At 65.7% G+C, this 12,753-nt stretch carries 12 protein-coding genes; 4 read left to right on the forward strand and 8 right to left on the reverse strand.

Annotated elements, in window-relative coordinates; translation table 11 throughout:
* The first annotated feature begins 74 nt into the window (after positions 1-74).
* Entirely contained in the window at positions 75-965 is an 891-nt protein-coding gene (locus tag Q7V20_RS12100; RefSeq protein WP_304791153.1) for a LysR family transcriptional regulator, read from the forward strand.
* Here Q7V20_RS12100 and Q7V20_RS12105 read toward each other — a convergent pair.
* Genes Q7V20_RS12105 through Q7V20_RS12120 form a run of 4 tightly spaced genes read right to left on the reverse strand, consistent with a single transcriptional unit; the run spans position 959 to position 5,438 of the window.
* Positions 959-1,615 (reverse strand): NTP transferase domain-containing protein, encoded by a 657-nt coding sequence (locus Q7V20_RS12105; RefSeq protein WP_304791156.1) that lies wholly within the window; start codon positions 1,613-1,615, stop codon positions 959-961. The genes Q7V20_RS12100 and Q7V20_RS12105 overlap by 7 nt on opposite strands.
* Position 1,616: 1 nt before the next feature.
* Complete coding sequence (locus Q7V20_RS12110) at positions 1,617-2,687, reverse strand: XdhC family protein (protein ID WP_304791159.1); 1,071 nt, start codon at positions 2,685-2,687, stop codon at positions 1,617-1,619.
* A 29-nt stretch (positions 2,688-2,716) separates the two neighbouring features.
* On the reverse strand, positions 2,717-4,951 hold the full coding sequence (locus Q7V20_RS12115; protein ID WP_304791162.1) for a xanthine dehydrogenase family protein molybdopterin-binding subunit: 2,235 nt from the start codon (positions 4,949-4,951) through the stop codon (positions 2,717-2,719).
* Positions 4,952-4,964: 13 nt separating this feature from the next.
* Positions 4,965-5,438, reverse strand: coding sequence for a (2Fe-2S)-binding protein (locus Q7V20_RS12120; protein WP_304791165.1), 474 nt, complete (start codon positions 5,436-5,438; stop codon positions 4,965-4,967).
* Positions 5,439-5,601: 163 nt separating this feature from the next.
* Between Q7V20_RS12120 and Q7V20_RS12125 the strand changes: the two genes are divergently transcribed.
* Complete coding sequence (locus Q7V20_RS12125; RefSeq protein ID WP_304791167.1) at positions 5,602-6,498, forward strand: AraC family transcriptional regulator; 897 nt, start codon at positions 5,602-5,604, stop codon at positions 6,496-6,498.
* A gap of 7 nt (positions 6,499-6,505) precedes the next feature.
* Here Q7V20_RS12125 and Q7V20_RS12130 read toward each other — a convergent pair whose 3' ends face one another.
* Positions 6,506-7,522, reverse strand: a complete 1,017-nt coding sequence (locus Q7V20_RS12130; protein WP_304791170.1) for an AraC family transcriptional regulator — start codon at positions 7,520-7,522, stop codon at positions 6,506-6,508.
* Positions 7,523-7,680: 158 nt separating this feature from the next.
* Between Q7V20_RS12130 and Q7V20_RS12135 the strand changes: the two genes are divergently transcribed.
* Positions 7,681-9,735, forward strand: coding sequence for a CocE/NonD family hydrolase (locus Q7V20_RS12135; RefSeq protein WP_304791173.1), 2,055 nt, complete (start codon positions 7,681-7,683; stop codon positions 9,733-9,735).
* Positions 9,736-9,772: 37 nt separating this feature from the next.
* On the opposite strand, the gene Q7V20_RS12140 is transcribed toward Q7V20_RS12135, so the two are convergent.
* The 3 genes from Q7V20_RS12140 to Q7V20_RS12150 form a co-directional block, all read right to left on the reverse strand.
* Positions 9,773-10,759 (reverse strand): triacylglycerol lipase, encoded by a 987-nt coding sequence (locus Q7V20_RS12140; RefSeq protein WP_304791177.1) that lies wholly within the window; start codon positions 10,757-10,759, stop codon positions 9,773-9,775.
* Between the two features lie 60 nt (positions 10,760-10,819).
* Complete coding sequence (gene grxC, locus Q7V20_RS12145) at positions 10,820-11,077, reverse strand: glutaredoxin 3 (protein ID WP_304791180.1); 258 nt, start codon at positions 11,075-11,077, stop codon at positions 10,820-10,822.
* Between the two features lie 104 nt (positions 11,078-11,181).
* A complete protein-coding gene (locus tag Q7V20_RS12150) occupies positions 11,182-11,592 on the reverse strand; it encodes a rhodanese-like domain-containing protein (RefSeq protein WP_304791183.1) in 411 nt (136 codons plus the stop codon).
* 76 nt (positions 11,593-11,668) lie between these two features.
* Between Q7V20_RS12150 and gpmA the strand changes: the two genes are divergently transcribed.
* On the forward strand, positions 11,669-12,412 hold the full coding sequence (gene gpmA, locus Q7V20_RS12155; protein WP_304791186.1) for a 2,3-diphosphoglycerate-dependent phosphoglycerate mutase: 744 nt from the start codon (positions 11,669-11,671) through the stop codon (positions 12,410-12,412).
* The last annotated feature ends 341 nt before the right edge of the window (positions 12,413-12,753 follow it).

Consider the following 12,753-nt stretch of genomic DNA (forward strand, 5'->3'; position numbering starts at 1 on the left):
TGTTCTGAAAGATAGTGCTTTGCCTGGCATGGCGGAAGGCGCATGATTTGCACTTCATTCATGCACACGGCGCCATGTCTCGACCTGATCTCAACCTCTTATTCACCCTGGATGTGCTGTTGGCCGAAGGCAGCGTGGCGGGGGCCGCCCGGCGGCTGCGGCTCAGCCCCTCTGCGATGAGCCGCTCGCTGGCCCGCTTGCGCGAGGTGACCGGTGATCCCTTGTTGGTGAGGGCGGGGCGCGGTCTGGTCCCATCGCCCCGGGCGCTGGAGTTGCGCGATCGCGTCAGCCAGCTTGTGCACGATGCCGAAGCGGCGCTGCGCCCGGCCCATGCGCTGAAACTCGATCAGCTTGAGCGAACTTTCACGCTGCGCACGCGCGAAGGCTTTGTCGAGAACTTCGGGGCCCCATTGATCGCCCGCGTGAGCCAGGACGCGCCAGGTGTCCGGCTGCACTTCCTGCCCAAGCTGGACAAGGACAGCGCACCGCTGCGCGATGGCCTCGTCGACCTGGAAACCGGCGTGATCGGCAAGACCACGGGCCCCGAGGTGCGTGCGCAAGCCTTGTTCCGAGACCGCTTCGTGGGCGTGGTGCGTGTTGGGCATCCGCTCAGCCAGGGCAAGGTCACGCCCACCCGCTATGCCCAAGCCGGGCACATCGGGCTCTCGCGCAGGGGCTTGGGCCAAGGCCCCATCGACGAAGCCTTGGCACCGCTGGGGCTGGTGCGCAAGGTGGCCACGGTGGTGGGTGGCTTTTCAGCCGCGCTGGCCCTGGCGCGCGCCTGCGACCTGGTGGCCACGGTGCCTGAGCGGCACACCGGCAGCTTGCGCGCGGGCCTGCACAGCTTTGCCCTGCCAGTGCCCCTGCCTGAGTTCACGGTGTCATTGCTGTGGCATCCACGGATGGATGGTGATCCTGCTCACCGGTGGCTGCGCGCTTGCGTGCGCGAGGTTTGCGCTCAGTGATCCCAAGGCGCAGGCCAGGACACGGGCGTGGGATGGCAGTGGGCTTGCAGGGCCGCCACGTCGCTGGGAGTGTCCAGGTCGGCGACATGGGCCTGCTGGTCGGTGGCGATGGTTTGAACGAGCTCGGGGTGCTGGGCCAACCAGTCGCGGATGCCCAGGTGGGTGGGCGTGGCCAGTACGTGCTGCACGGCCTGCCACGTCAGGATCAGCGGGTGACCGCGCACGCCATCCACGATGGGCATTTGCGCATGGATGGTGTCTGGGCGCCGTTGCCAGGCCTCGATCAGTGGCTGGATGTGCGTGTTGTTCAGCCATGGCAGGTCGGCCAGCACGATCAACAGGTCGTGGCCCTCGCATCGCGCCAGGTGAGCTTGCAAGGCCCGCCGCTGGGATTCGATCAGGCTGGTGTCGGGCTGGTCATGTTGCAGCGTGTGGGCGCCACAGTGATGGGCGATGGGCTGCAAGGTCTCGGCATAAGGGCCGATCACCACGCTGATGTGTTGAAGACCGGCCCCACGCAATGCGCCGATCAGGTGTTCCAGCAAACTGATCCCGCCAATCTGCAGCGCGGCTTTGGGCCGGTGGCCCAGTCGGCGGCCCAGGCCTGCGGCCAGGATGGTGGCCGCCATCGGCACGGCAGGTGGGCTCATGTCAGGCCAGGCAACTTGGGGCTGTCAAGGCCGTGCTGGCCGGTTGATCCTGCTCGTGGTCATGCAGCTGTTTGCCAAGGGCCACGGGTGCGGGCATGGGGCGGTGGATGCCGTTCTTCACGGCCACCACCTCGGCCATGATCGACAGCGCGATCTCGGCCGGGGTCTTGCTGCCGATGTAAAGGCCAGCAGGTCCGTGCAAGGCTTGCAGCGCGGACTCGGGCACGTCGAAGTGCTCGTGCAAGCGCTCGCGGCGCAGTGTGCTGTTGCGCCGCGAGCCAATGGCGCCCACGTAGAAGGCCTCGGACTGCAGCGCGTCGATCAGGGCCAGGTCGTCCAGCTTGGGATCGTGCGTGAGCGCGACCACGGCGGTGCGCGCGTCGGGGCGCAGCCGCAGGATCAGGTCATCCGGCATCTCGTGGCTGATCTCGATGCCGTCCAGACCCCAACTGGCGCGGTGCTCTTCGCGCGGATCGCACACCACCACCTCGAAGCCCAGGCTCAGCGCCATCTGGCACAAGAAGCGCGACAGGTCACCCGCACCGATCACGATCAGGCGGTTTTGAGGCCCCAGGTAAGTGGTGAGCTGGGTGTCGGTGAGGCAGGGCACGCCATCGCGTCGGCCATCGCGTTGAACTTCGCGCAAGGTCACATGGCCTGTGCGCAGGTCCAGCACGCGCTCGGTGCTGCGCCGTTGTTGGCAGGCTTGCAGCAGTTCGGCCAAGCGGCTGTGTGGGGCCAGCACCTCCAGCACCAGTTCGACGGTGCCGCCGCAGGGCAGGCCGAAGCGGTGGGCCTCGTCGGCCGAGATGCCATAGCGCAACACGGTGGGGGCATCGGTGGCGCAGGCTGCGGGCACACCGCCTTCGCGGATGCGGTGGATCAGGTCGTCTTCAATGCAGCCACCCGAGACCGATCCCACGACTTCCCCCTGGCCATTGAGGGCCATGAGCGAGCCCGGTGGCCGGGGTGAAGAGCCCCAGGTTCGCGCCACGGTGACCAGCACCACCGGCAGGCCAGCGGTCTGCCAGCGCAGCGCGGTGCGCAGGACCAGGGTGTCGAGGTCTTCCATGGTGCGGGTCTCCTTCAGGTTGGGCGGGCTCAAGCCAGCTTGAAGGGCAATTGGCGTACCGGCTTGCCGGTCAGCTTGGCGATGGCGTTGGCAAAGGCCGGGGCCAGTGGTGGCAGGCCCGGCTCGCCCATGCCGGTGGGTGGGTCGGCGCTCGGCACGGTGTGCACGGCGACCTCGGGCATGTCGGTGATGCGCGGCACCGCAAAGTCACCGAAGTTGCTCTGCTGCACTTCACCATCCTTTAAGGTGATGGCCGCGCCGGGCAGGCACATCGACAGGCCCATCAGCGCGGCGCCTTGCACTTGCGCCTCCACGGTGCGTGGATTCACGACCAGATTGCAGTGCACGCCCGCCGTCACGCGGTGCAGCACGGGGCTGCCCTTCTTGGCCGAGGCCTCGACCACATAGGCCACCACGGACTCGAAGGACTCGTGCACCGCCACGCCCCAGGCGCGGCCCGCGGGCAAGCGCTTCTTGCCATAGCCGCTCTTGTCCACGGCCAGTTGCAAGGCGGCGCGGTGGCGCGGGTGTTTGTCGCCGAAGAGCGCCAGGCGGTAGGCCACCGGGTCTTGCCTGGTGGCACGGGCGATCTCGTCGATCAGGGTCTCCATCACGAAGGCCGTGTGCGTGGAGCCCACGCTGCGCCACCACAACACCGGCACGTTGACCTTGGGGTGGTGAACCGTCAGGCGCATGGGCAGGGCGTAGGGATCACGCATGCCTTCAACGGCGGTGGCGTCGATGCCGTTCTTGACCATGCCGCCTTCGAAGGGCGTGCCTGCTGTGATGGACTGGCCGACCAGGACGTGGTCCCAGGCCAGCACCTGGCCGCGCGCGTCGAAGCCGATGCGGGCGCGGTGCAGGTGCATGGGGCGGTAATAGCCGCCCTTGATGTCGTCCTCGCGGCTCCAGACCATGCGCACGGGGGCGTTCAGGCCAGCGGCGCGGGCGGCCTTGGCGATCTCGCAGGCTTCGACCACGTAGTCGCTGCTGCCCACGGCGCGGCGGCCAAAGCCACCGCCAGCCATCTGCACATGCATGGCCACCTGCTCGGGCTTGAGACCCAGCACGCGCGCGGCGGCCGCACCATCCACGCCGGGGAACTGGGTGCCAATCCACAAGTCGGCTTTGTTCTCGGAGAGCTGAACGGTGCAGTTCAAGGGCTCCATGGGCGCATGGGCCAGGTAGGGGAACACGAACTCGGCGTCGATGTGTTTGGGCGCCGTGGCCAGGGGCGCCATGTCCGCGTCGAACTGGCGCGGGCCGGGCTGCTTGGCCAACTCGCGGTACCGGGCCAGCAGCTTGTCGCTGTCCACCTTTTCGACTTTGGAGCTGTCCCATTCCACCTTGAGGGCATCGCGCCCCAGCTTGGCAGGCCAGTAGCCATCGGCCACCACGGCCACGCCTTCGGCGCCCCGGTCCAGCGGCACTCGCAGCACGGCCTTCACGCCCTTGATGGCGCGGGCGGCGCTGTCGTCCAGCGAGGCGATGCGGGCGCCGAACACCGGCGGGTGGGCCACCACGGCCGTCAGTTGCCCGGGCAGGCGGGTGTCGATGCCGAAGTCCTGGCGGCCGCTGCTTTTGGCCTTGGCATCCAGGCGGTTGGTGGGGCGCCCGATGAGGCGGAAATCCTTCGGGTCTTTCAGCGCGACTTTCTCGGGCACGGGCAGGGCCATCGCGGCTTCGGCCAATTCACCGTAACCCAGCTTGAGGCCGCCGGGGCCGATCACCGTGCCGGCTTGGGTGCGCAAGGTGGCCACGTCCACGTTCCAGCGCGTGGCGGCGGCGCTGAGCAGCATGGCCCGGGCCCGGGCACCCAGTTCGCGGTACTGCGTGAAGCTGTGCTTGATCGAGTTGGAGCCGCCGGTCAGGTGGATGCCCCACAGCGGGTCGGCGTAGGCCGGGTCGCTGTTGCCATGGCGACTGCGCACCAGGGCCCAGTCGGCATCGAGTTCTTCGGCCAGGATCATGGGCAAGGCGGTTTGCACACCTTGGCCAAACTCCAGCCGGTTGATGGCCACGGTGACCTCGCCATTGGGCGCGATCTGCACAAAGGCCGAGGGCTGTTGCGTGGGCTTGAGGGCGGTGTCCGCGCTGGCGCCTTGGGCCAGGTGGGGAAAGGCGCCCAGCACCAGGCCGCCCGCACCGGCCAGCTTCAGGAAGCTGCGGCGCGGCATCGTGGCGGCGTTGGTGTCGGCTTGGCTGCGGGCCAGCATGTGCTGCAGGGCGCGGGGCATGTCGCGGTGATCGAGGTTGTTCAACATGGCGGCAGCTCCTTCAAGCCAGGGTGCGGGCGGCATCGGCCACCGCGGCGCGGATGCGGGCATAGGTGCCGCAGCGACAGATGTTGCCGACCATGGCCGAGTCGATCTCGGCGGGGGTGGGTTGCTTGCCTTTGGGCAGCGATTTCAGGAAGGCGGTGGCGCTCATGATCTGCCCGCTCTGGCAGTAGCCGCACTGCGCCACATCGTGCTTGACCCAGGCCGCGTGCACGGCGGTGCCAACACGGTCGCGGCCATCGGTGGTGGCTTCGATGGTGGTGATTTTCTTGCCCTCGGCGGCCGAGATGGGGGTGATGCAGGAGCGGATGGCCTGGCCATCCAGGTGCACGGTGCAGGCGCCGCACAGCGCCGCGCCGCAACCGAACTTGGTACCGGTCATGCCCAGCGTGTCGCGCAAGGCCCAGAGGATGGGGGTGCCGGGATCGGTGTCGACCGTGTGCTTTTGGCCGTTGACGTTGAGCGTGCTCATGGTGGTCATCTCTCCTTGGGGTGGGGTTCAGTGTGCATGCCAGTCCCGTGGCGAGCTTGCCGTTTTTGGTTTTTGTATTGCCTTTTTCAACGAGTCTTCATCAAACGCTGAGTTGCTCCGGAGTGCCGGTTGTACAGTGACTCATGTTTTTGAAAGGCTGGCCATGACCCTCGAAGCCCTGGCCACAGCGCTGGGACAGATTGCCCAAACTGATGGTAGTCACCCCACGGGCATCACGCAACTTTCGGTCTACCGAAGCAGCGTGAAAACAGACCCCCTGGCGTGCTTCTATGCCTTGGGGCTGGCCATCCCGGCCCAGGGCCACAAGCAGGTCACTTTTGGCGACCAGGTGTTTGCCTATGGGCCTGGCCAATCCTTGTTGACCACGGTGGACCTGCCGGTGGTGGCCCACGTCACCCATGCCAGCCTGGCCCAGCCCTACCTGGGCTTGTTGTTGACGCTGGATGCGCGTGCCCTGCTGCAGTTGGCCTCCGAGATGGACCTGCCACCCCTGTTGCGCGAGCAGGCGCCGCGCGCGATCTCGCTGAGCGCCTTGCAAGCGCCTTTGCTGGACGCGGTGATCCGCCTGGTCCAACTGGTGAACGAGCCGCAGCACCTGGCCCACATCGCGCCCTTGATCCAGCAAGAGATCATGGTGCGCTTGCTCACCGGGCCGCATGGCCTCTACCTGCGGCACCTGTTGGCGGCAGGTTCACCCAGCCATCAGATCGCGCGGGCCATGGCCTGGCTCAAGCAGAACTTCCGCAGCGACGTGCTGATGGACGAACTCGCGGCCACGGCGCACATGAGCCCCTCCACCTTCCGGCAGCACTTTCGTGGCCTCACAGGCATGAGCCCTTTGCAGTATCAGAAGCAGCTGCGCCTGCAAGAGGCGCGGCACCTGATGTTGAACCAGGCGTTGGACGCGGGCACCACGGCGGCCCGCGTGGGCTACGAAAGCGCCTCGCAGTTCAGCCGCGATTACAGCCGCCTGTTTGGCGCGCCTCCGCAGCGCGACATCAAGCGCATGCGGCACCTGCCGGGGGTGTCTTCTGCATGACTTGCTTCTATGGCTGAGCCTTGCCGCCGCGGCTCTCCCGCCAGTCCGACGGCGTCAGGCCCGACCATCTTCTGAAGGCCCGGTGAAAGCTGTGGACCGATGAGAAGCCCAGCGCTTCCGCGATCTGCTTGAGCGGCAGCTTGCCCTCGGCCAGCAAGCGCTCCGCCGTCAGGCGCTGGCACTCCTGGGCCAGCTCGGCATGCGTCGTGTCCAGCAGGCCCAGGTGCCTGCGAAAACTGCGCTCGCTCATGCCCAGGTGCTCGGCCGTTTCCGCCACCGTGGGCTGCCTTGGAAACGCGCTCAGCAACCAGGCACGCACCGTGTTCGCCATGTCGGAGCCCGCCCTCATCGCGGACAGCAACGAGTCCGCCCGCGTTCTGGCTGCCACATAAGCGACCGGGTCGTGGGTGGGCAGCTTCATGTCCAGCAAGGCGGGGTTGAAGGTGATGGCACATTCCTTTTGCCCAAAGCTCAGGCGTTGCCCGAAGGTGGCCACATAGCGTTGCTCATGCGCCGCTGGAGGCGCATGTGGAAAGCTCACCTGGTGGATGTCGGCCTGGCTGGCACCCGCGAACCTCAGCATCTGAATGGAACTGGTCGCCACTTGCTCCATCCGGAAGTGGCCACTCAAGCCGTTTTGAACCGCGGGCTGCACCACCAGGCGGGCAGTCGCTCCGGCCTCCGCCAGTTCCACTTCGGATCGCTCCAGGGCCAGCACCGCATAGCGGCGGATGTCGGCGAGCATCTGTCTCAGGCTGGGGGTGACCAGCACCAGGGGGGTGAGCACGCCATAGCGCATCAGCGCGATGCTTTTGCCAACCACCAGGCCGAAGGCCGAGTCGCCGGTCTCCTCGATGGCGGCGGCCATCAGGCGGTCGAAGAGTTCCGCCGGTACCCATGGGCCTTCCTCCTGCAGATCGTCGATCGATTCGATGCCGCATCGCCGCAGCGCGGCACTGGAGTTGAAGCCTTCGACATCGAGGGCGTAGGCCAGGATCTTCAGGTTGATGGGAGAGATTCGCATGGGGGTGCAGTCTGGGGGTTTTCCATGCGCCAGCGCGACTGCAATGGTCGGGGCTTTCCCTAGAGCCCCCCCTCGGGGTTAATAAGTGGCCGTTCAAGTCAATGCCCGCTGCATTGGTGCGCCTTACGCTTGCTGGATCCAAACAGGAGACTTCCCCCATGCAACGATCCACCCAGGGCGTGCGCGCCTTCGCACTCAGCAGTCTGGCTGCCGTTCTTCTCACCGCAGGCATCACCAGCGCGCTGGCCGCGACCACGACCACCTTGGGCACCCGGGGCAGCCTTAACCAGGCCAACCCCGCGATCACGGCCAATGCCAATGCCGCCTGGAAAGACTACTCGCGCGCCGAAGAGTATCCCAAGGCCGTCACCTTGCCGCTGCAGTTCATCACGATGAAGAATGGCCAGAAGCTGGCCGTGCTGGTGTCCGTGCCGGCCGATGCGAAAGGCAACCCTGTGCAGGGCGCTTTCCCTGCGGTCCTGACACAGACGGCTTACCGCATTGACCTGGGCCAACTGCTGGGCAGCTTTGCCGTGACCGGCAACACCCTGCTGGTGGGTGGCAAAGACGAGTTCATGATCAAGCGTGGCTACATCTCGGTCGCGGTGGATGTGTTGGGCTCCGGCATGTCCGATGGCCAAGGTGCTTTGCTGGGCGCCGCCGAGCAGGCCGCCTATGGCGAAGCGGTGGAGTGGGTGACCAGGCAGCCGTGGTTCAACGGCAACCTGGGCCTGGCGGGCACGTCCTACCTGGGCATCACCAGCTTGTTGACCGCCGAGCAGCAAAACCCCGCCGTGAAGGCTGTGTTTGCCCAAGTACCCATGGGCGACGCTTACCGTGGCACGGTGGGTGTGGGCGGCTTGCTCAACGCCCAGTTCATCAGCCTGTGGTTGCCACTGACGCAGGCGCTGAGCGTCCAGAACGACATCGCCAAGAGCCTGCACCCGACCTTCGCGACACAGATCGACGCCGCCAACCAGGAGCACATCGCCGCCATCGACAGCTGGTACCTGCCCACGGTGGGCAACTCCCTGGCAGGCATGACGGGCTACGCCACCGACGACGGCGATTTCTGGTCGACCCGTTCGCCCCTGGAAAAGGCCGCCGCCATCAAGGTGCCCACCTTCATCGTGGGTGGCTCCAACGACATCTTCCAGCGCGACGAACCCTTGCTGTACGAGCAACTGAAGAACAAGGTCACCACCAAGCTGCTGCTGATCGTGCCGGGCGCGCACCTCCAGGCGGTGATGAACGCTCAGAACGATGAGAACAACAGCACCGCCAATGGCGCGCCGGCCACCAAGTTCCTGATGCTGCAATGGTTTGACCAGTACCTGCGCGGCATGGAGGTGGGTGCCGCCTCTTTGCCCAATGTCACGCAGTACGTGGAAGGCTACGGCATCCTGGGCAAGCGCTTTGCCAGCACCACCGACTGGCCCCATCCCCAGGCCAAGCCGCAGCGCTACTACCTGCGCGGCAACATGAAGCTGACCACCCAGGCACCGTTCCTGCCTGAAGCCAGCCACACCATCGCCGAGCCCAAGGGCGCTGCGATCACCTACAACGTCAGCGACACCGGCAAAACCGTGCAGGCCAAGGTGACCTTGAACGATGGCAGCGATTGCTCTTCAAGCTATGTGCAGTGGTCGCTGGGCATTGGCGGCTTGCTGCCCAAGCTTTGCTACACCAACAGCAACACCGTCGAGAAAGCGCAGAAGGCGCTGATCTACCAGACCGCCCCGCTGACCGAAGACATGTACATCAACGGCCCCATGCAGGCTGACATCTGGATGTCGGCCACGAACACCGAAGCGGCCGTGGCGGTTCGCATCGATGACGTGGATGTGTGGGGCAATGCCACGCCCATCTCGACGGGCTTGCAATCTGCCAGCCACCGCGTGGTCGACACCAGCCGCTCGCGCTACATCAATGGCGTGATGGTCCAGCCTTGGCACCCCTTCACCGAGGCGGCCAAGCTGGCCGTGGTGCCTGGCCAGGCGATGCTGGTGCCGGTGGAAGTCTTCCCTGCTGCTGCGCTGATCCGCAAGGGCCACAAGCTGCGCATTGCCATCAGTGCCAGCAACCAGGCTCAGGGCATCTGGGCCACGCCGCAGCAGTTGAAGGCCAACGGCAATGTCAGCACCATCTACAACGACCCCAGTCGGCCTTCCAGCCTGGTCTTGCCTTTGGTGCCTCGCAGCGCTTTGAAGTAAGCGCAACGCGGGGCCTGTGGGCCCCGCGTCATCGGCCTCAAAGCCCCGAAGCTTTCAGGCGGGCCGCCTGCTGGCGGTAAAAAGCCACCGGGTCGGGCGCCCCCTTGCCCATCAAACCCAGGACCTGGTTGACTTCATCAAAGTGGTTCCAGGGGTAGTCGTTGCGCAACACCTGGCCCCAGGCGGCCGAGCACACGCCGACCAGGCCGTCGCTGGGGACGTCACCGGCGGCCATCAACAGGTCGGCCGGGTCCCAGGCATTGGTCTTGGCCACGTTGCCGGTGGCCGAGTAATAGACCACGCCATTGCTGGCCAGTGCTGGGCCGCTGGCGCACGGTGTAGCGGGCATGCCGGCCGGGAAGCGCGCGTTGAAGGCGGCCGTGTTCTCGGACCAGGCTTTCAACGCGGCCTCGTCGACCGGCAGGTCTTTGTGGCCTGAAGCCCAGTCCACCAAATTGCCCAGGAAAGAGACCACGCCCACGTAGTTGTTCAGCAAGGTGCCGATGGCATCAACGCGGCCGCCCACCGGGATGGTGTGGGGCGAGCCCACCGTGGTCACGCTGGCGATCAATCCGGGCGCGATGCCGGCGGCATAGCGCGCCGTGGGGCCGCCCTGGCTGTGGCCGATCAGGTTGAACTTGGTGTAACCCTTGGCGGCCTGCCATTCCTTGAGCTGCTTGAGCAATTGCTCACCGCGCACATCGTTGTCGTTGACGGCCGAGACCTTGGCCACCAGCACGGTGGCGCCGTTCTTGCGCAGGTCAGCGGGGATTTGGTAGAAGTAATCCAGGCCCAGGATGTCGTCAAAGCCCATCAGGCCGTGCACCAGCACGATGGGGTAGCGCGTTTGCGCCTCGGTGGGCTTGGTGGGGGTGAACAGGCCCGCGTGGGCGGTGGAGGCGGCACCGCAGAGCAAGGTGGCGGCCACGGCCACGGCAGACAAGGTTTTGGAGGAGGTGCGCATGCTGGGTGTGAAATAGTTATGTAATAGAACTATGTTCACGTCCAGGGTGGCCAGTGGCATCCCGTGGATTCCCTAGGCACGGCGGCCCTTCTCCCTGCACCCCCTCAGGTGAGGGGTGGGTCAGGCGCCGAGCAGGGGCATCAAGCCACCCCGGTGGTCCAGCGCGATCAAGTCGTCGCAGCCGCCCACGTGGGTGTCGCCAATGAAGATCTGCGGCACCGTGCGCTGGCCCGTGATCTGCATCATGTGCTGGCGCTGCACCGGGTCCTGGTCAACGCGGATTTCTTCGATGTTCTCGACACCGCGCTGCTTGAGCAGCATCTTGGCCCGAACGCAGTAGGGGCAGACCTGGGTGGTGTACATCTTGACGGCTTGCATGGCGGCTCGGCTTCAGGCTTGAGTTCAATCCAGGTGACATTGTCCTGCGCCTGGCATGACCGTCTCTCTTGTGGGGGCACCCACCGGGTGCCCGTTTTGTGGCATCAGGCCGTTTTTTCGACCGGCAGGTTGGCTTCGCGCCAGGCTTTCAGGCCACCGGCCAGCACCTGGGCTTTCTCGTAGCCCATGGTTTTGAGCTGGGCCACGGCCTTGGCGCTGCGCGCGCCAGTGGCACACACCACCACCAAAGGCGTGGTTTTGTTGCCGGGCAGGCCTTTCACCTTGTCGGTCAGGGTGTCCAGGGGGATGTTCTTGGCGCCCACCACGTGGCCGGCGGCGAATTCGGCCGCGTCGCACACGTCGATCACCTGGGCTTTTTCGCGGTTGATGAGATGCACCGCATTCGCGGGGGTCAAGCCAGCGTTGGCGCCGCCCTTGATCTGGGGCCACATCAGCAGGCCCCCGGAGGCCAAGGCTGCGACAAGCCAGTACCAGTTCTCAAGCAGATAGCTCATGGAAAATCTTTCGTGTGGGTAGCAAACATGGGATTTTATAATCTCCGACTCCCTTTACGCGACCGGACTTGAAGCCATGTACAAGCTTGTGCTGATTCGCCATGGCGAATCCACCTGGAACCTCGAAAACCGTTTCACCGGCTGGACCGATGTGGACCTGACCCCCACGGGCGTCGAACAGGCCAAACAGGCCGGGCGTTTGCTCAGGGCCGAGGGCTACGAATTCGACGTGGCCTACACCTCGGTGCTCAAGCGCGCCATCCACACCTTGTGGCACGCGCTGGACGAGATGGACCGCCCCTGGCTGCCCGTCGTCAACTCCTGGCGCCTGAACGAGCGCCACTATGGCGGCCTACAGGGCCTGAACAAGGCTGAGACGGCCAAGCAGTACGGCGACGAGCAGGTGCTGGTGTGGCGCCGCAGCTATGACACGCCCCCGCCCGAGCTGGCTGCCGATGACCCGCGCGGCCAGCGCCAGGACATCCGCTACAGCAAGCTCAAGCCTGAGCAGATCCCGCTGACGGAATGCCTGAAAGACACCGTGGAGCGCGTGCTGCCTTTCTGGAACGAGTCCATGGCCCCGGCCATCAAGGCGGGCAAGCGCATCGTGGTGGCGGCGCACGGCAACAGCATCCGCGCTTTGGTCAAGTACCTGGACAACATTGGTGACGCCGAGATCGTGGGACTGAACATTCCCAATGGCATTCCGCTGGTGTATGAGCTGGATGCTGATCTGAAGCCGATCAAGAGCTACTACCTGGGCGATGCGGATTCGATTGCCAAGGCAGCTGCTGCGGTGGCGAGCCAGGGCAAGGCTTGATTCAAGCACTTTGTCAGTGAACGCGAGGCTGGGACTCGCCGGTGGCTGGCAGGGCTCCGATGGTGGCGGTCCACCGCTTTGCGGCGGACTGCTCTGCGGTGCTCGGGTCGAGGTGGTGCTGTGGAACTCGCTACGCGGCCTGATGGCCGCTGCGCTCAAACAACCACAGCAAGTCAGTTGACGAAGCGCGCTTCGCGCGCCCACCTCAACCCTGCGCTCCTCGACGCCCCCGACGTCGCCCTGCCAGCCACCGGCTCATCCCCTGATCGCCTCGCTGGTGGTTTGGCACGAGGTGGTGTGGCAAGAGTGTGCGGTGGAAAATGAGTCAGGCCGTAAGAAGC

This window comes from Aquabacterium sp. (assembly GCF_030652515.1).
In the GTDB taxonomy this organism is placed as follows: domain Bacteria; phylum Pseudomonadota; class Gammaproteobacteria; order Burkholderiales; family Burkholderiaceae_C; genus Aquabacterium.